The following is a 17,795-nucleotide window of genomic DNA, read 5'->3' as shown; positions in this document are numbered from 1 at the left end:
ACAGCGCGGTTGCACCGCCCCCGTTCCCCTTCTATATGCCTGCCCATGCTGGATGTATCTTCAAACCGCCCCAATCTACCGCCGGAAATCGGCCGTCGCCGCACCTTTGCGATCATTTCGCACCCGGATGCCGGTAAAACGACTCTGACGGAAAAGTTCCTTTTGTATGGTGGCGCCATCCAGATGGCGGGTCAGGTGCGTGCAAAGGGCGAAGCCCGACGCACACGCTCGGACTTTATGCAGATGGAAAAAGACCGCGGTATTTCGGTTTCGGCCTCGGCGATGTCTTTTGATTTCGGCAAATACCGGTTCAACCTCGTCGACACACCCGGTCACTCGGATTTCTCCGAAGACACCTATCGGACACTCACCGCTGTGGATGCAGCGGTGATGGTCATTGATGGGGCAAAAGGTGTTGAGAGCCAGACGCAAAAACTGTTCGAAGTATGCCGTCTGCGCGATTTGCCGATCCTGACCTTCTGTAACAAGATGGACCGCGAAAGCCGCGACACCTTCGATATCATCGACGAAATTCAGGAAAATCTGGCCATTGACGTGACGCCTGCCAGCTGGCCCATCGGCACAGGGCGCGACTTTCTGGGGTGTTATGACCTTCTGAACGACCGTCTCGAGTTGATGGATCGCGCCGATCGGAACGTTGTTGCCGAAACCCTTCAGATTGAGGGGCTGGATGACCCGCAGTTGGCCGAGCATGTTCCCGAACACTTGCTTGAAAAGCTAAAGGAAGATGTGGAAATGGCGCGGGAACTGTTGCCCACGCTTGACCCGCAGGCCGTTCTCGAAGGGCACATGACCCCGATCTGGTTCGGCTCTGCCATCAATTCCTTTGGTGTCAAAGAACTGATGGATGGCATCGCGCATTATGGCCCCGAACCACAGGTTCAATCGGCGGAACCTCGCAAGATTGCACCTGAAGAAAAGAAAGTATCGGGTTTCGTGTTCAAGGTGCAGGCCAATATGGACCCCAAGCACCGCGACCGTGTTGCCTTTGTCCGTCTGGCATCTGGCCACTTTAAACGCGGCATGAAGCTGACCCATGTGCGCTCTAAAAAGCCAATGGCGATTTCAAACCCTGTCCTGTTTCTGGCCTCGGATCGGGAACTTGCCGAAGAAGCATGGGCTGGCGATATCATCGGTATTCCGAACCACGGCCAATTGCGCATCGGCGATACGTTGACCGAAGGCGAAGCCATACGTGTGAGCGGCATTCCGTCCTTTGCGCCAGAGCTGTTGCAAGGCATTCGCGCAGGCGATCCGATGAAGGCTAAACACCTTGAAAAGGCGCTGATGCAATTTGCCGAAGAAGGCGCGGCAAAGGTGTTCAAACCCATGATCGGCTCAGGCTTTATTGTCGGTGTCGTTGGGGCGCTGCAATTTGAAGTGCTCGCCAGCCGGATCGAGATGGAATACGGCCTGCCTGTCCGTTTCGAGCAATCTCAATTCACGTCAGCCCGCTGGGTGAACGGCGACCGGACAGCGGTCGAGAAGTTTGCAGATGCCAACAAGCAGCACATCTCTTACGACCATGACGGCGATGTCGTGTATTTGACCCGCCTTCAATGGGACATCGACCGCGTCGAACGGGACTATCCGGATGTGAAATTGACGGCGACCAAGGAAATGATGGTGTAAGGCATTGCACCAATTGCACGGGGCATCCCCCCGTGCAATCATAGCCTATGTCCCAAGATGACCTGTCATATCCCGGCGGCCTTCACGCCCTGATCGAACGCTACAACTCTCGGCGCGAACCCTTTGATCTGGATAAAGATTCCCTTCCCGCAGCAGATGCCGACCTAATCCCGTTTACCACCACATTTGTAACCGAGGCGGCAACGAAGAAACGTGCAGGCGAACCGCGCAGGTCGTCTGCCTTTTCGCGCAAACGGCGTGACATTGCGGTCGAGTTTGTCGGCAAATCCGAACTCGCCCTGCTGAATGCGCTGCTTATTTCGAATCTGCGCAAAACCAGTGCTCCTGATGATGTGGCGACACTCTTCCTCAGACTTTGGGCAGAGCAACATGAACACCTGATCGAGCAGCTTGATCTGCGCTGGCAGGTGTCTTCGATCATGACATTTGCGGACCACGGCGGCACCGATGTGCAACGTCAGGTCGGTCAGGCAATGCGCATGCTGTTCGGGGTCATGAAACTCTATGAATTTGAGCGGCAATACAGCGGTATGGAACCCAAAGTGCCCTTTGGGTTTGCCCGCCGTGTCAAAGCCCCCATGCCGATGGATATGGCGCAATACTCGCTGCAACATGGCGGGCTGGACATCAATGTCATTGCGCCCGTTTGGGAATTGGCCATGACCGATCCCGGCATCGCCCCGTTGGCCAATCACCTGTTCGAAACGCTGAACCGCGATCCGGCCACCCTTTTCCGCCGCCTCAAACGCATGAGAGAAGTGCACGCCCGGCTTAAGGGTAAAGAGTGATGCGCTGGGGAATCGTTGCCACCATCAAGGCCCCTGCCCGCGATATTCTGAATTTCGCAGCACACTATCTCGAGATCGGCGCAGACCATCTTTATATCTATCTTGATGATGACTACGAAAGCGCGCAGTCCCGTCTGGAACAACACCCCCGCGTGAGTGTCATCCGAACCGACAAAGCCTATTGGACAAAAGGCGGCAAACATCGCCCTGCCAAACATCAGGTGCGTCAGGGGCGCAATGCGACGCACGCCTATGCCCGCGCCTCTCAACATCTGGATTGGCTTTTGCACGTTGATGTGGACGAGTTTCTCTGGCCCCATCGACCTGTAGGCGATCTGCTGGCCGCTTTGCCCGACACGGTGCAAACCGCACGCGTGCGCCCGATCGAGGCGCTTGCCCCACCGGACAACGCTGCCCCGACCGATGTGACCTTTTTCAAAGGGTTCATACCAGCCCAAGGTCAGCGGCAACAGATTTCGCAATCCCTGTTCCCGACCTTTGGCCTCTATATTAAAGGCGGATTTCTCAGCCATATACAGGGCAAGATATTTGTTCGAACGGGTCTGCCAGACGTGACAATCCGAATACACAACGCTTTTCAAAACGGCGAAGAACTTCCCCAGAAGGCCGAGTTGGCTGACATCGACCTTTGTCATGTTCACGTCAAAGATTGGGAAACATGGCTCGATCAGTATCGATACCGTCACAACCGGGGCTCATACCGATCTGATCTTCGGGCCGCTGTGCCCAGCCACAAAGGCGGCATGACCATTCACGACCTGTTCGCGACGCTTGAGAAATCCGACGGCAAAGCCGGGTTGCGGGCCTTTTATGACGAAGTGTGCGTGGCCTCTCCGGATCTTCTCAAAGCGCTCGAAAAACGTGGCTTGCTGCGGGCCTATCGCCTGGAACTTGATACCAAGCGACAGCGACAATTTCCGTAATCGCGCCCATCTGTTGCCAAATGGTTGCGCCACTGTGCGCTTAGATTGACCCGTGACGGGTATTGGGATACAAACCGCGCGAGGGTTGATCAGGCGACTAACCGCTGGGCCGATAGGGCCTGACCCCAAAAGCTGCTACGGGCCGGAAGTGTCCGTAAACCACGGATACACATGACGAAATTTTCCGATTTGAACCTTAACCCCAAGGTGCTGAAAGCGATCAGCGAAGCCGGGTATGAAACTCCAACACCTATTCAGGCGGGGGCGATTCCCTCGGCGCTGGAAGGTAAAGACGTTTTGGGCATCGCCCAGACCGGCACAGGCAAGACAGCCAGCTTTACGCTGCCCATGTTGTCGCTGCTGGCCAGAGGTCGCGCACGTGCACGCATGCCGCGCAGCCTTGTTCTGTGTCCGACGCGCGAACTTGCCGCGCAGGTTGCAGAGAACTTTGACACCTATTCAAAACACCTGAAGCTTACTAAAGCGTTGCTGATTGGTGGTGTGTCGTTCAAAGAACAGGACGCCCTGATTGATCGCGGTGTGGATGTTCTGATTGCGACCCCCGGCCGTCTTCTGGACCATTTCGAGCGGGGCAAGCTGCTTTTGACCGGCGTTCAGATCATGGTTGTCGACGAAGCGGACCGTATGCTGGATATGGGGTTCATTCCCGATATCGAACGCATCTTCTCCTTGACACCATTCACGCGCCAGACGCTTTTCTTCTCGGCCACTATGGCACCCGAGATTGAGCGGATCACCAACACCTTCCTGTCCGCACCGGCCCGCGTTGAAGTTGCGCGTCAGGCGACCGCATCGGAAACGATCGAGCAGGAAGTGGTCATGTTCAAGGCAAGCCGCCGTGATCGTGAAGGCAGTGAAAAACGCAGCGTGCTGCGTGCATTGATCGAACAGGAAGGCGACAGCTGCTCTAACGCGATTATCTTCTGCAACCGGAAGACAGACGTGGATATCTGCGCGAAGTCGTTGAAAAAATACGGCTATGACGCCGCCCCAATTCACGGCGATCTGGATCAAAGCCAGCGCACCAAGACGCTTGACGCGTTCCGTAATGGCGAACTGCGTATTCTGGTGGCGTCTGACGTTGCTGCGCGTGGCCTTGATGTGCCAAGCGTGAGCCACGTGTTCAACTTTGACGTTCCGGGCCACGCCGAGGATTACGTCCACCGGATTGGACGGACGGGTCGTGCCGGTCGCGAAGGCAAAGCGGTCACCATCTGCATTCCGCGCGACGAAAAGGCGTTTGATGCGGTTGAGACACTGATCCAGAAACAAATTCCCCGCCGTGAAAATCCGGTTAAACCTGCGCCGCGTAAATCGGCGAAAAAGGAAAACCCGAAAGCGGACGCTCCTGTGGCCGAGGTCGCGGCCCCCAAAGAGGCGCCACGCAAGCAACAAGAACCTGCAGCCGCACCACGCCGGGAAGAGCCGAAACACACCAAGCAGCCCGCTCGTGGTCGCGGACGTGGCCGTTCCGACCGTGGTCGTGACGACAAGATCATTGGTATGGGTGATCACCTGCCCAGCTTTATCGCGCTAAGCTTTGACGAGCGTCGCGCCGGATAATTTTGAGCCTCGGAACTTCCTAAAGTTCCGAGGCTTTTTCTTTCCCACCCGTTTCAATCAATAAACGCATCCGCGCGCTGGCCCGCGCGTTCCAGATGCACAGGCAAGACACGCCCGTAAAGCTGTTTTGTGCGTTCAGGCGCCCCGACCATATCCGGTTCTTCCACATAGGAAAAAATCGCCACATAACGTCGGCGGGCGCCCTTCAACGGCGCAACCCTGTGCAAGGAATAACGCCCCCGAAACAGCTGTAAATCTCCGGGTTCGAGGTTCAGTACAGTCACCTGATCCGAACGCTCCTCAAGAACCTTTTGAACCTCGTCAAAGTTCTCGGTTTCGGCACGGATGGCCGGCGCATACTCAAAGGCACCACCTTCCTCGGCATTCTGAATGGCCAAGGTCACCGTGAAATTGTTAGTATCAAAGTGCCACGGAAACCCGTTGCCCTCTTCGGCCATGTTTACGATCACATCGGCCAAGGGATCGGCGTAGCGAAAGAACCTGTTCTCCTGAAGGCACTCTTGGATGAAGCTGTCAAACCCGTCACAGTCATGCACACACCGCAACGCGCCCTGATTTGCGAAATTGTCGGCGGCAATAAAGGTGTTGGACCGGTCGAAAAACTGTCGACGCGGATCATCCCCGGGCAAGGCCGGATCGTCCTTGGTGAAATAAGGGTTGGTTCGGTTAAAGCTCCGGTGCCCTAAATGCGCGACGCTGTCAGCCTCGTTTGCGATTTCCGCGATGCCCTTAGGGGTCAGGAACCCCTTGATCACTGCACAACCGTCTTTGGCCAAGTCACCCTGCACCTGTGCAATCAACGCATCACGTGCGGGTCCAGATTGATGAATGGGGTAACGTTCTAAATCAATTAAATCGTTTGCGTAAAAGGTCATTGTCTTTGCCTCCGCTGGGAATGATCCCAGCGGAGCGCAAGTTTGCATTTGATTCTCGTCAAGTTTCGACAGATGAATGTCGAATTTAGCTCATACGAGAGACAATCACAGTCACTTCGGGCTTTTTGCCGATTTCATCATTACAGGTGTTGCGCGCAATCCGGCGCAACTCTTGCTCGATTTTGTCATCGCTTGTCAGAGTCTTTTCAGACGCGCGTCCGAGGAACTGGGTGAGGTCCTCTTCCAAGACTTCCAACAACGGCGCATTGCTGCGGCCGAGCTCTGGCAACCCCTTCATCTCGCACCATGCTTCGCCCAAAGGTTCGTCATCTTCATCAAGAATAACGGTTACGATCAGATGCCCGTTCAGCGCCATACGGATACGGTCACGCACGATGCCATCCAAGGCGCCAATTTTGATAGCGCCGTCCAAATAGGTGCGGCCGGTTTCGACAAATCCGCATACCCGTGGCTCGTCGCCTGTCAAATCAACCATCGTGCCATTCACGGCCAAAACCGAAGCACGGCCACGCTCGTTTGACAGTTTGGCATGCGCGCGCAGATGGCGGTGTTCGCCGTGGTTCGGGATCACCATCTGGGGTTTCACGATATCCTGCAACCGCTCGAGATCAGGGCGGTTGGCATGGCCCGAAACATGGAAATGCCCGTTGGCATCATCCACAATATCAACGCCCATCTCGGAAAACTGGTTCATGATCCGGATGACACCGCGTTCGTTGCCCGGAATGGTTTTGGATGAGAACAGGAACATGTCGCCCTCTTTCATCGTCAAACCATTGTATTTTCCGCGCGCCAGCTGCGCCGAGGCCGCACGACGTTCGCCCTGCGATCCGGTGACGATCAGCATCAGGTTTTCACGTGGCACTGCACGGGCGTCTTCAGGGCTGATCACTTTTGGGAAACTATCCAGAACGCCGGTTTGGATCGCGGCCTCGATCATGCGACGCATGGCGCGCCCCATCAAACAGATCGACCGCCCTGCCCGCTCACCTGCTTCGGCAAGGGTTTTGACACGGGCCACATTCGAAGCAAACGTGGTCGCGGCAATCATCTGTGGTGCCGACAGGATCAGTTTTTCAATCTCTGGGCCAACTGTTGCCTCGGATCGTCCGGGCGCAGTTGAAAACACATTGGTTGAATCACAAACCAGCGCCTTCACCCCGTCTTTGCAGACATCCGCCCAAAGTTCTGGGTCAAAGGGTTCGCCGACAACGGGCGTTTCATCCAGCTTGAAGTCGCCCGAATGGATCACGCGGCCTGCGGGGCAATCGATCACCAGTCCTGCGCTTTCGGGGATCGAATGGCTGACAGGCAGGAAGCCAACGGAAAATGGACCCGCTTTGGTCACTTCAGGCCAAGCGGAGACGGTTTTCACGACTTCTTCGGGTTGGCCACGGTCCGCCATTTTGTGACGGGCCAATGCTGCGGTAAAGGCACGGGCATACACCGGCGCGCCCAATTGTTCCCAAAAATGGCCAACCGCACCAACGTGGTCTTCGTGACCATGCGTGATGAAGATCGCTTCAAGACGGTGCTTGTTTGCCATCAACCATGTCAGGTCGGGGAAAATCAGGTCGACACCCGGGCTTGTCTCCATGTCGGAAAACGTGACGCCAAGATCGACAAGGATCAGGCGTTCTTCGTTTTCGGGGCCATACCCGTAGACATAGGCATTCATACCGATTTCACCGGCTCCACCCAAAGGCAGATAGATCAGACGTTCGCTGCTCAAGTTGCGTTTTCCTTGTTATGATTGTGTATCACGGTCAAGCCGTGCATGGTCAGATCGTCTTCGAAACTATCAAATAGATCGACCGATTGCTGGAACAATGGGGCCAGTCCCCCGGTTGCGACAATTGTCATAGGCCGGTCGCGTTCGGCTTTAATTCGGTCACAAATCTCGCGAACAAGACCAACATACCCCCAGAAGACACCCGACTGGATGCATGCAACGGTATTGGTTCCGATTACGAAACTTGGTTTGGCAATATCAACGTGCGGCAGCGCCGCAGCGGCGTTGTGCAGGGCTTCAAGGCTCAGGTTCACACCCGGTGCGATTACCCCGCCAATATAGGCGCCATCGGCCGCAACCACATCAAAGGTTGTCGCCGTGCCAAAATCAACAACGATCAGGTCGCCGCCGTGTCGATCAAAGGCACCGGCTGTATTCACAAGGCGATCAGGGCCGACAATCGTCCCCGCATCGACGCGTGCTTCGATCGGCAAAAGGCATTCCGGCTTGCCCACAACCAAGGGGCGGCAGTTAAAGAACCGGTCCGCAAAAACCCGAAGGTTCCAGACCACACGCGGCACCGTCGAGGAAATGATCACTTCGGAAATATCGTGGTCAATTTCATAGTGTTTGATCAGTGTCGAGAACCAGGTGAAGTAGGCATCTGCCGTGCGCGCATGGTGTGTAGATGTACGCAGGGTGCACAGGAACTTATCACCGTCCCAGATCGAAAACACTGTATTGGTATTGCCGCAATCAATGGCCAGGAGCATCACTATCCCCTCAAGCTTTAGAAGAAAATGTCCGCCGCCGGAATGGCGACAGGACCTTTGGGCGTCTTCAACACCAGATTGCCCGCGCTGTCCACCGTTTCAAAGGTGCCAACAGTTTCATCACGTGACGTTCGCGCCGTGATTTCCTCGCCCAAACGTGCAGCCCGCGCAAGCCAAGCCGTGCGAATGGGATCGAAACCATAGGTGGTGAATTGCGTTTCCCACCGCGCGTAAGCCGCAGCAAGAAGATCCAGAAAGGTTTCCGGATCTACGTCCGCGCCCGTTTCGGACAACAGTGAAACCGGCGGGACAGACCGTTTTTCAAGGTGCGCGGCATCCGGTGCATGTTTCAGGTTCACGCCAATGCCGATGGCCAGATGGCTCATTTGACCACCTGCGAAACCGGCGCTTTCCAAAAGAATGCCGGCCACTTTGCCCCCGTTTAACAGCACATCGTTAGGCCATTTCAGGGAAAAAGGTTCGGTTCTGCCCGTTACATCCACAAACGCATCAAACAAGGCAAGCGAGGCTACAAACGAACGCAGTGCAATCAGGTCCGGTGTTTCCGTGGGTCGAAGAACAAGGGTTCCGGCAAAGTTTCCGGTGGGGTCAGTCCAAGGTCGCCCCCTGCGCCCTCGCCCTGCTTTTTGGCTCAAACCCAGTATCCATTCCGGCCCTGTCAGGGACGAGGCAATCCGCTGGGCTTCGGCATTGGTGCTGTCCACTTCGGCAAGCACCCGTCTTCCATATCCGTCAGGCCAGTTGTTCACAGTCCGGTCCTTTGTCTTTGTCGTAACGTCCCCAAACAGGGTCCCTCAAAAGGATGACGCGCCCAAAGGGGCGCGTCTCGTCTTTATAACGTCTTTAGGTTGGTTATTGAACCAGAGTGGCCGCGGCTGCCTGTGCAATACCTTCGATGCCGAACAGGTTCACAACACCGATCAGCATCGCCGCTGCAGGTACCATCAAGGCAACCCAGAGCACAGGCGAGCGGTTCTTGTCCAAAGCTTCGCCTTCGTCACCAAAGTACATGTAATAGACGATCCGCAGGTAATAGAAGGCCCCGATCACAGACGCCACAACACCCAGCACGGCCAGCCAGACCAGACCAGCCTCATATGCGGCCCGCAGGACATAGAACTTGCCAAAGAAGCCAACCATGGGCGGCACACCGGCCAATGAGAACATCAGCAGCAGCACCGCCAGCGCCTTGCCCGGCTCACGCGAGGAATACATATGCAACGACCGGATATCGACAACCGGCTGGCCATCACGCTCAAGGCTCATGATGAAGGCAAAGGTACCGATATTCATCGTCACGTAGATCGCCATATAGATCAAAAGCGCCTGCACACCAAAGGCCGTGCCCGCAGCAAGACCCATCATCGCATAGCCCATATGGGCAATCGAAGAATAGGCCATCAGACGTTTGATGTTGTTCTGCCCAATCGCGGCAACCGCCCCGAGGAACATCGACAACACGGACATCAGCGCAATGATTTGCTGCCAGTCTGACACCACGCCGCCAAAGGCATCATGCAAGACGCGGGCAAACAGACCCATCGCAGCCATTTTCGGTGCGGTCGCAAAAAATGCGGTAATCGGGGTTGGTGCGCCTTCGTAAACATCAGGTGTCCACATGTGGAACGGCACTGCCGAAATCTTGAAGGCAAGTCCGGCGGTGACAAAGGTCAAGCCGAACAACAGACCCAGCGGCGCGTGGCCGTGGCCGACGGCCTCGACGATACCAGAGAATGTAGTGGTCCCCGAAAAGCCATAGACAAGCGAAGATCCGAACAGCAACAAGCCAGAACTGAGCGCGCCCAGAACGAAATACTTGAGGCCCGCTTCCGAGGACTTCAAACTGTCACGGCGCATCGAGGCCACAACATAAAGGGCCAATGATTGCAGCTCGAGGCCCATATAAAGGGTCATCAGGTCGCCAGCCGACACCATAACCATCATGCCTACAACGGACAGAACGATCAGGATCGGATACTCAAAGCGCAGCATCCCCTTGCGGCTCATATAGTCCTGCCCCATGGCCAGAACGACACCCGCCGCCAGCAGGATCGCGACTTTGGCAAAACGGGCAAAACCGTCATCCACGAACAGGCCGTTGAATGCCGTTGCGCCCGTGCCGCCCCGTGTCAGTCCAATCCAGACCGCAACCGCGATCAGCACACCGGCCGTGACCCACGTCAACAACGGGGCAAGCCGGTCTTTGCCAGTGTAAACAACCCCCACCAAAGCGAGCATCGCATAGAGCGCCAGCAAGATTTCTGGCAGAATTGTATTCAGATCAGCCTGGATCATTTTCTCAAGCTCTCCTTAGTGCGATGCCGTTTGCGGGGCCGCTTCAGCGACCGCAGCAATGGCGGAATGGTAATCTTTCAGCAGGGCTTCAACAGAAGGCCCGATGATATCTGTCACCAGTGCCGGGTAGACACCCAACAAAAGTGTCATGGCGACCAGCGGAGCAAAGATCCAGCGCTCGCGCTGTGTCATGTCGCTGATCGTTTTGAGGCTTTCTTTGATCAACTGGCCAAAGACAACGCGGCGATAGAGCCAAAGCGCATAAGACGCCGAGAAGATAACGCCCGAAGCCGCAAACAAGGCAATCCAGGTGTTTGCCTGGAAGACGCCCAGAATGGTCAGGAATTCTCCGACAAAGCCCGATGTCCCCGGCAGACCAACGTTGGCCATCGTGAAGAACATGAAGATCAGCGCATAAGCCGGCATACGGTTTACGAGGCCCCCATAGGCATCGATCTCGCGTGTGTGCATCCGGTCATAAATCACGCCCACACAGAGGAACAACGCCCCCGAGATAAAACCGTGCGAAATCATCTGGAAGATCGCGCCGTCCACACCTTGCTGGTTTGCAGCAAAGATCCCCATCGTCACGTATCCCATGTGTGCCACAGACGAATAGGCAATCAGCTTTTTCATGTCTTCCTGAACCAGCGCCACCAGCGAGGTGTAAACCACCGCAATTGCCGACATCCACAAGACCAGATCGGTCATCACGGCCGATCCGACAGGGAACATCGGAAGGCTAAAGCGCAGGAAGCCGTAGCCGCCCATTTTCAACAGGATCGCGGCCAGAACAACCGAACCCGCCGTGGGCGCCTGAACGTGTGCATCAGGCAACCAGGTGTGGACAGGCCACATCGGCATTTTGACAGCAAACGAGGCAAAGAAAGCGAGGAACAGCAAGGTCTGCATGCCGCCCACGATCTGGATGCCCAGAACCGAGAAGTTTTCTGATCCGAACTGGTGCAGCATCAATGTCGGAATGTCGGTCGATCCCGCATCCGAGAACATGGCAACCATGGCAACCAGCATCAGCACCGAGCCAAGGAAGGTATAGAGGAAGAACTTGAAGGATGCATAGATGCGGTTCTTGCCGCCCCAGATGCCGATGATCAGGAACATCGGGATCAGGCCCGCTTCAAAGAACAGGTAGAACAATACCAGATCCAGCGCCATGAACACGCCGAGCATCAGCGTTTCCAGCAGCAGGAAGGCAATCATGTATTCTTTGACACGGTGGGTCACATTCCAAGAGGCCGCAATCACCAGCGGCATCATGAATGTGGTCAACATGACAAACAGAACCGAGATTCCGTCGACACCCAATTTGAACTTCAGGCCCAGCAACCAGTCGTATTCTTCGACAAACTGAAACCCGGTATTCGAGGGGTCAAATTCGATCAGGATAGCCAGCGACACCAGAAAGGTGATGACTGTGGCCACCATCGCAACAGATTTGGCGTTGCGCTGCGCGGCAGGTTCTTCCCCGCGCAGGAAAATTGCCAGTATCAGAGCGGCCAAAGCCGGAATGAATGTGACAATGGAGAGCAAGCTGTCGTTCATCAGTGCGCTCCTCCGTTGAGCGTCACCCATGTAATCAGCACGACGATGCCGATCACCATGGCAAAGGCATAGGTAAAGATATAGCCAGACTGGGCCCGTCCAGCGAGGCGGGTAAAGAAGGGCACAATGCCCATCGCCACGCCGTTCAGGAACCCGTCAATTACATTCCCGTCACCGCGCTTCCAGAAGAACCGGCCAATGGCCATCGCAGGACGGACAAAGATCGCGTCGTAAAGCTCGTCAAAATACCATTTGTTGAGCAGGAAGTTGTAGAGCGGCCATTGGCTCTCGGCCAACTTTTTGGGCAGCACAGGGTTCAGGATGTAGAACCAGAAGGCGACAGCAAAGCCCAAGATCATCGCAATGAAGGGGCTGACCTTGACCCAGGTCGGGGCGTGGTGCGCTTCATCCATGACGTGGTTGTCAGGCGCCATAAAGATCGCGCCTTTCGGGGCTTCGCCGTGGTGAACCGCAGCGATGACAGCATGTGCCGGATCGGCGTGCATCTCATCGTGGGATTTGCCTTCGTGGTGTTCGTCAGACATCGCGGCGTGATCGTCGCCAGGTGCGGCTTCTGCGGTTGAATGCGTATCCTCTGCATGCTCATCACTATGACCGCCAGCGACCTCTTCGTGATGCGCTTCGATGCCGAAGAACGCGTTGACCTTGTGATGATCGCCAAAGAACGATCCGTACCAGATCATCCCCGCAAAGATCGATCCCATCGCCAGCACACCAAGCGGCACAAGCATAACCATCGGGCTTTCATGTGCATGGTCGTGTGTTTTCTTGTTGCCGCGCGCCTCGCCATAGAAAGTGAGGAACATCAGGCGCCAAGAATAGAACGATGTGAACAATGCGGCGATCACCAGCATCCAGAAGGCATAGCCCCCTTGGGTTCCGGCCCATGCGCTTTCGATCACGGCGTCTTTGGACAGGAAGCCAGCGAACCCGATATGGGTCAGTGGAATACCAACACCGGTGATGGCCAGCGTACCTATCATCATCGCCCAGAAGGTATAAGGCAGCTTCTTGCGCAGACCGCCATAGTTCCGCATGTCCTGCTCATGGTGCATGCCGTGGATCACCGAACCGGCGCCAAGGAACAGCATCGCCTTAAAGAAGGCATGCGTGAACAGGTGGAACATTGCGACCGAGTAAACGCCAACGCCCGCAGCCACGAACATATAGCCCAGCTGTGACATGGTCGAATAGGCGATAACGCGTTTGATGTCGTTCTGAACCAGACCGATAGTGGCCGCGACAAAGGCCGTTGTGGCCCCGAGGAAAGTGATAAACGCAGTGGCCTCTGGCGCGTATTCCATCAGCGGCGACATGCGACAGATCAGGAACACACCCGCCGTCACCATGGTGGCCGCGTGGATCAGCGCCGACACAGGTGTCGGACCTTCCATCGCATCCGGCAACCATGTGTGCAGGAACAATTGTGCCGATTTCCCCATCGCACCGACAAACAACAGGAAGGCCAGCAGGTTCGCCGCATTCCAGTCGGTCCACAGGAAGGTCAGGGTTGTGTCTGCCAGCGCGGGCGCGGCAGCAAAGATATCGTCAAATTTGATGCTATCGGTCAGGAAAAACAGACCAGCGATCCCAAGAGCAAAGCCAAAGTCGCCGACGCGGTTGACCACAAAGGCCTTGATCGCGGCCGCATTGGCCGAGGGCTTTTTGTAGTAGAAGCCGATCAAAAGATACGAGGCAACGCCCACACCTTCCCAGCCAAAGAACATCTGAACAAGGTTGTCCGAGGTCACCAGCATAAGCATGGCGAAAGTAAAGAACGACAGATACGCAAAGAAACGCGCCTTGTAGCTTTCGCCCTCACCCCAGTTTTCATCGTGCGCCATGTAGCCCATCGAATACAGATGAACCAGCGCCGACACCGTGGTCACAACAATCAGCATGATCGCTGTCAGCCGGTCCATCCGGATCGACCAGGCCGTATCCAGCGTTCCGGACTGGATGTAGTCCAGAATGTGGATGTACTGCGTCTGGCCATCATGGCCAAGGAACACGACCCACGACAACAGGCACGCCAGAAACAGCAGGCCCGTGGTCACATACTGTGCGGTTTTCTCTCCGATAAAACGCCAGCCGAAACCTGCAATCAGGCTTCCGATCAGTGGCGCAAAGAGAATGATCTTTTCCATGGATCGTTAGCCTTTCATCACGTTGACATCTTCCACCGCGATGGTGCCGCGGTTCCGGAAGAAGGAGACAAGGATCGCCAGACCAATCGCGGCCTCTGCGGCGGCTACGGTCAGCACCAGCAGGGTAAAGACCTGCCCGACCATGTCGTCCATAAAGCTCGAGAACGCCACGAGGTTGATGTTCACTGACAGCAACATCAGTTCAATGGACATCAACAGGATGATGACGTTCTTGCGGTTCAGGAACAGCCCGAAGATGCCGATCACGAACAGCGCCGTGGCCAGCGTTAAATAATGTTCAAGTCCGATCATATGTCTCGTCCCATCGTTCTGTCGAAGACTGTGTTCCTTGCTGGAACTTCAGCCCAATTCTTGGTCCGGGTCAGGATCAAAGCCCCTGCCCCGGTTTGATGTCTTTCATTTCCATAGCGTCTGCCGGATCGCGCCACATCTGTTCCAGAACGTTCTGGCGCTTGATGTCCTTGCGGTGGCGCAGGGTCAGCACAATGGCGCCGATCATGGCGACCAGTAGGATCAGACCGGCCAGCTGGAACAGCAGGAAATACTGGTCATAGATCAACAGACCCAGCGCGGCGGTGTTTTCGACCCCTTCAGGTGTCACGGCGGCACGTTGAGCGGCGGCCACATCAGAGGCCTGCCATGCGCCGGCGGCCAGACCGATCTGCATCAGCAGAACCACACCGATCAAAAGGGCCAGTGGCATGTATTTGGCCATCTCAGCTTTCAACTCGGCAAAGTCGATATCCAGCATCATCACCACGAACAGGAACAGCACGGCGACCGCTCCCACGTAGACGATGATCAACAGCATGGCGACAAATTCAGCGCCCAGAAGGACGAACAGGCCTGCTGCAGACAGGAACGACAGGATCAGCCAAAGAACCGAATGCACGGGGTTGCGGCTAATGACGGTGAACAGGCCACCAACAATCACGCAGGATGCAAAAAGGTAAAAGGCCAGTGCTGCAATGCTCATGTGTCACTTTCCTCGTTGTCGGCCAGGACCTCCTGCGCGAGTTCCATCGCGCGGGTCGTGGCGGGAATTCCGGCGAACATCGACATCTGGCCAATGGTCTCGACGATTTCTTGTTTTCTGGCACCCACCTCTTTGAGGTGACGCACGGTTGTGCGAATTTGGGTATCGGCTTGCGCGCCCAAGACGGTCAAACCGCCCAATGTCAGCAATAGGCGTGTCTTGGCGTCCAGCCCGTCTTTGTTAAGGGTGTTGCCGAACCACATTTCCATTACTTCTTTGGGCATGGTTGGCCACAGCGTTTCAAAGCCTTTCGGTGTGAATGACTCGAGCGCAGGGTTCATGGCTTTGGCCATTTCCTGATATTGCGCGATCATCGCTTCGAAGGGATTTTTTGAGTCGGTCATGCGCGCTCCTCTTCCGCTTCGAACACTTCCATTGCGGCGTTCAAGGCGTTGATCATCGCGGGAAAGCCGCCATAAAGGGTCATCTGAAAAATGATTTCCGAGATTTCTTCGCGGGTCGCGCCCACGGCACGAGCACTGGCGATATTCACTTTGAGCTGGGGACGGGTCTGTCCGCCCAAGGCTGTCAAAGCCGCAATCGTGGCCAGCAAACGGGTCTTTTCGTCCACACCGTCACGAGCATAGAACTGGCCATACGCCACATCGACAACCGTCCGGGACAAGCCGGGCACAAGCGCGTCATAGCGATCGCGCAATGCATCCTCCATGCCCGGATTCACCTGCTCGGACAGTGCTTTGCCACGGGCGTAGGTGTCGATATGTGGTTCATCAAGGCTCATCTGTACGGCGCGTCCAGTTCAAGGTTGCGGGCGATTTCAGCTTCCCAACGCTCGCCGTTCTCAAGGAGTTTTTCCTTGTCATAGAACAACTCTTCGCGTGTTTCGGTCGAGAATTCGAAGTTCGGCCCTTCGACGATGGCATCCACTGGGCAGGCTTCCTGACAGAAGCCGCAATAGATGCATTTGGTCATGTCGATGTCATAGCGCGTTGTGCGGCGGCTGCCGTCGTCACGCGGTTCGGCGTCAATCGTGATTGCCTGTGCAGGGCAAATTGCCTCGCAAAGCTTACAGGCGATGCAGCGCTCTTCCCCGTTGGGATAGCGACGCAAGGCATGTTCGCCGCGAAAGCGGGGCGACAAAGGCCCCTTCTCGTGAGGATAGTTCAACGTGGCCTTGGGGCGGAAGAAGTACTTCATGCCCAGTTTGAAGCCCTTGATGAAATCCGTCAGCAGGAAATACCCGACCGCGCGTTTATAATCGATGTTGGCCATGATTATCCTCCAATCGCCCAGCGGGCCCAAAAGCCGCCGAGAACTTCGAATTTAGCGAGGAACGCCACGATCACGACCCAAGCCAAAGACATGGGCAAGAATACTTTCCAACCGATACGCATCAGTTGGTCATAGCGGTAACGCGGGGTGATTGCCTTGACCATCGAGAAGACAAAGAAGGCCAGCAGCATTTTGATGATCATCCACAGGATACCATCGGGCAATCCGGGGATCGGGGACAACCAGCCGCCAAAGAACAGCAGCGACACCAGTGCACACATCAACACAACCGCGACAAGCTCGCCAATCATGAACAAGAGGAACGGGGTCGATGAGTATTCAACCTGATAACCGGCCACCAGTTCGGACTCTGCTTCGGGCAGATCGAATGGAGGACGGTTGGTTTCCGCCAATGCCGAGATGAAGAACAGGAACAGCATCGGGAAGTGTGGAATGAAGTACCAGTTCAACAGGCCATAATCACCAGACTGTGCCTGAACAATGTCGCCAAAGTTCATAGAGCCGGTCGAGATGATGATGCCGATGATAATCAGACCAATCGAGACTTCATAAGAAATCATCTGCGCAGCCGAGCGCAAAGATCCGAGGAATGGGTACTTCGAGTTGGATGCCCAGCCTCCCATGATGACGCCATAGACTTCGAGCGATGACACCGCGAAGACATAGAGTATGGCCACGTTGATGTTCGACAGAACCCAACCATCGTTGAAGGGGATCACTGCCCAAGCGATCAAAGCCATGACAAGGCTGACCATCGGCGCAAGAAGGAACACGACCTTGTCCGCACCAGCGGGGTAAACCACTTCTTTTACGATGTATTTCAGGAAGTCGGCAAAGCTTTGTAAAAGGCCGAAAGTCCCAACAACGTTAGGCCCCCGGCGCATCTGAACAGCTGCCCAAATTTTGCGGTCCGCGTACATCAGGAACGCAAGCGCGACCAGCAGCGGCACAACAACCAGCAAAATCTGTCCTACGATGAGCAGGAAGATTCCAAGGTTGGTGGTGGTAAAGAATTCAATCATGCG

At 55.7% G+C, this 17,795-nt stretch carries 17 protein-coding genes; 4 read left to right on the top strand and 13 right to left on the bottom strand.

Annotated elements, in window-relative coordinates:
- Positions 1-45 precede the first annotated feature (45 nt).
- The 4 genes from PH7735_RS11405 (at position 46) to PH7735_RS11390 (ending at position 4,990) form a co-directional block, all read left to right on the top strand.
- Positions 46-1,653 (top strand): peptide chain release factor 3, encoded by a 1,608-nt coding sequence (locus PH7735_RS11405; protein ID WP_058311500.1) that lies wholly within the window; start codon positions 46-48, stop codon positions 1,651-1,653.
- A 47-nt stretch (positions 1,654-1,700) separates the two neighbouring features.
- Complete coding sequence (locus PH7735_RS11400) at positions 1,701-2,462, top strand: hypothetical protein (RefSeq protein ID WP_058311499.1); 762 nt, start codon at positions 1,701-1,703, stop codon at positions 2,460-2,462.
- Positions 2,462-3,406, top strand: coding sequence for a glycosyltransferase family 2 protein (locus PH7735_RS11395; RefSeq protein ID WP_058311498.1), 945 nt, complete (start codon positions 2,462-2,464; stop codon positions 3,404-3,406). Before PH7735_RS11400 ends, PH7735_RS11395 begins: the two co-directional genes overlap by 1 nt.
- A gap of 171 nt (positions 3,407-3,577) precedes the next feature.
- A complete protein-coding gene (locus PH7735_RS11390) occupies positions 3,578-4,990 on the top strand; it encodes a DEAD/DEAH box helicase (protein ID WP_058311497.1) in 1,413 nt (470 codons plus the stop codon).
- 53 nt (positions 4,991-5,043) lie between these two features.
- On the opposite strand, the gene PH7735_RS11385 is transcribed toward PH7735_RS11390, so the two are convergent.
- The 13 genes from PH7735_RS11385 to nuoH form a co-directional block, all read right to left on the bottom strand.
- Positions 5,044-5,886, bottom strand: coding sequence for a HalD/BesD family halogenase (locus PH7735_RS11385; RefSeq protein ID WP_058311496.1), 843 nt, complete (start codon positions 5,884-5,886; stop codon positions 5,044-5,046).
- An 85-nt stretch (positions 5,887-5,971) separates the two neighbouring features.
- The gene (locus tag PH7735_RS11380; RefSeq protein WP_058311495.1) at positions 5,972-7,639 is read right to left on the bottom strand and encodes a ribonuclease J; all 1,668 of its coding nucleotides are present in this window, start codon (positions 7,637-7,639) and stop codon (positions 5,972-5,974) included.
- Positions 7,636-8,412, bottom strand: coding sequence for a type III pantothenate kinase (locus tag PH7735_RS11375; protein WP_058311494.1), 777 nt, complete (start codon positions 8,410-8,412; stop codon positions 7,636-7,638). The genes PH7735_RS11380 and PH7735_RS11375 overlap by 4 nt, the downstream gene beginning before the upstream one ends.
- A 17-nt stretch (positions 8,413-8,429) precedes the next feature.
- Complete coding sequence (locus PH7735_RS11370; RefSeq protein ID WP_058311493.1) at positions 8,430-9,182, bottom strand: biotin--[acetyl-CoA-carboxylase] ligase; 753 nt, start codon at positions 9,180-9,182, stop codon at positions 8,430-8,432.
- A 103-nt stretch (positions 9,183-9,285) separates the two neighbouring features.
- Positions 9,286-10,728, bottom strand: a complete 1,443-nt coding sequence (gene nuoN, locus PH7735_RS11365) for an NADH-quinone oxidoreductase subunit NuoN (RefSeq protein ID WP_058311492.1) — start codon at positions 10,726-10,728, stop codon at positions 9,286-9,288.
- A gap of 15 nt (positions 10,729-10,743) precedes the next feature.
- The gene (locus tag PH7735_RS11360; RefSeq protein ID WP_233488309.1) at positions 10,744-12,291 is read right to left on the bottom strand and encodes an NADH-quinone oxidoreductase subunit M; all 1,548 of its coding nucleotides are present in this window, start codon (positions 12,289-12,291) and stop codon (positions 10,744-10,746) included.
- Complete coding sequence (gene nuoL / locus PH7735_RS11355) at positions 12,291-14,459, bottom strand: NADH-quinone oxidoreductase subunit L (protein ID WP_058311490.1); 2,169 nt, start codon at positions 14,457-14,459, stop codon at positions 12,291-12,293. Before nuoL ends, PH7735_RS11360 begins: the two co-directional genes overlap by 1 nt.
- Positions 14,460-14,465: 6 nt before the next feature.
- Positions 14,466-14,771 carry an NADH-quinone oxidoreductase subunit NuoK gene (gene nuoK, locus PH7735_RS11350; RefSeq protein ID WP_058311489.1) on the bottom strand — a complete coding sequence of 102 codons (306 nt, stop codon included), beginning with the start codon at positions 14,769-14,771 and terminating at the stop codon, positions 14,466-14,468.
- 76 nt (positions 14,772-14,847) lie between these two features.
- On the bottom strand, positions 14,848-15,456 hold the full coding sequence (locus PH7735_RS11345) for an NADH-quinone oxidoreductase subunit J (protein WP_058311488.1): 609 nt from the start codon (positions 15,454-15,456) through the stop codon (positions 14,848-14,850).
- Positions 15,453-15,860, bottom strand: coding sequence for a carboxymuconolactone decarboxylase family protein (locus PH7735_RS11340; RefSeq protein ID WP_058311487.1), 408 nt, complete (start codon positions 15,858-15,860; stop codon positions 15,453-15,455). Before PH7735_RS11340 ends, PH7735_RS11345 begins: the two co-directional genes overlap by 4 nt.
- Positions 15,857-16,258: a carboxymuconolactone decarboxylase family protein gene (locus tag PH7735_RS11335; RefSeq protein WP_058311486.1), complete on the bottom strand. Its 402-nt coding sequence runs from the start codon at positions 16,256-16,258 to the stop codon at positions 15,857-15,859. The genes PH7735_RS11340 and PH7735_RS11335 overlap by 4 nt, the downstream gene beginning before the upstream one ends.
- On the bottom strand, positions 16,255-16,749 hold the full coding sequence (gene nuoI / locus PH7735_RS11330; protein WP_058311485.1) for an NADH-quinone oxidoreductase subunit NuoI: 495 nt from the start codon (positions 16,747-16,749) through the stop codon (positions 16,255-16,257). Before nuoI ends, PH7735_RS11335 begins: the two co-directional genes overlap by 4 nt.
- Before the next feature lie 2 nt (positions 16,750-16,751).
- Positions 16,752-17,792 (bottom strand): NADH-quinone oxidoreductase subunit NuoH, encoded by a 1,041-nt coding sequence (gene nuoH, locus PH7735_RS11325; RefSeq protein ID WP_058311484.1) that lies wholly within the window; start codon positions 17,790-17,792, stop codon positions 16,752-16,754.
- Positions 17,793-17,795 lie beyond the last annotated feature (3 nt).

Source organism: Shimia thalassica (assembly GCF_001458215.1).
Lineage (GTDB): Bacteria > Pseudomonadota > Alphaproteobacteria > Rhodobacterales > Rhodobacteraceae > Shimia > Shimia thalassica.
This window is presented reverse-complemented; position numbering and strand designations above follow the sequence as displayed.

Coding starts and splice junctions, on each gene's coding strand:
- PH7735_RS11405 (WP_058311500.1), top strand. CDS start 46: ATGCTGGATGTATCTTCAAACCGCCCCAATCTACCGCCGGAAATCGGC.
- PH7735_RS11400 (WP_058311499.1), top strand. CDS start 1,701: ATGTCCCAAGATGACCTGTCATATCCCGGCGGCCTTCACGCCCTGATC.
- PH7735_RS11395 (WP_058311498.1), top strand. CDS start 2,462: ATGCGCTGGGGAATCGTTGCCACCATCAAGGCCCCTGCCCGCGATATT.
- PH7735_RS11390 (WP_058311497.1), top strand. CDS start 3,578: ATGACGAAATTTTCCGATTTGAACCTTAACCCCAAGGTGCTGAAAGCG.
- PH7735_RS11385 (WP_058311496.1), bottom strand. CDS start 5,886: ATGACCTTTTACGCAAACGATTTAATTGATTTAGAACGTTACCCCATT.
- PH7735_RS11375 (WP_058311494.1), bottom strand. CDS start 8,412: ATGCTCCTGGCCATTGATTGCGGCAATACCAATACAGTGTTTTCGATC.
- nuoN (WP_058311492.1), bottom strand. CDS start 10,728: ATGATCCAGGCTGATCTGAATACAATTCTGCCAGAAATCTTGCTGGCG.
- PH7735_RS11360 (WP_233488309.1), bottom strand. CDS start 12,291: ATGAACGACAGCTTGCTCTCCATTGTCACATTCATTCCGGCTTTGGCC.
- nuoL (WP_058311490.1), bottom strand. CDS start 14,459: ATGGAAAAGATCATTCTCTTTGCGCCACTGATCGGAAGCCTGATTGCA.
- nuoK (WP_058311489.1), bottom strand. CDS start 14,771: ATGATCGGACTTGAACATTATTTAACGCTGGCCACGGCGCTGTTCGTG.
- PH7735_RS11345 (WP_058311488.1), bottom strand. CDS start 15,456: ATGAGCATTGCAGCACTGGCCTTTTACCTTTTTGCATCCTGCGTGATT.
- PH7735_RS11340 (WP_058311487.1), bottom strand. CDS start 15,860: ATGACCGACTCAAAAAATCCCTTCGAAGCGATGATCGCGCAATATCAG.
- PH7735_RS11335 (WP_058311486.1), bottom strand. CDS start 16,258: ATGAGCCTTGATGAACCACATATCGACACCTACGCCCGTGGCAAAGCA.
- nuoI (WP_058311485.1), bottom strand. CDS start 16,749: ATGGCCAACATCGATTATAAACGCGCGGTCGGGTATTTCCTGCTGACG.
- nuoH (WP_058311484.1), bottom strand. CDS start 17,792: ATGATTGAATTCTTTACCACCACCAACCTTGGAATCTTCCTGCTCATC.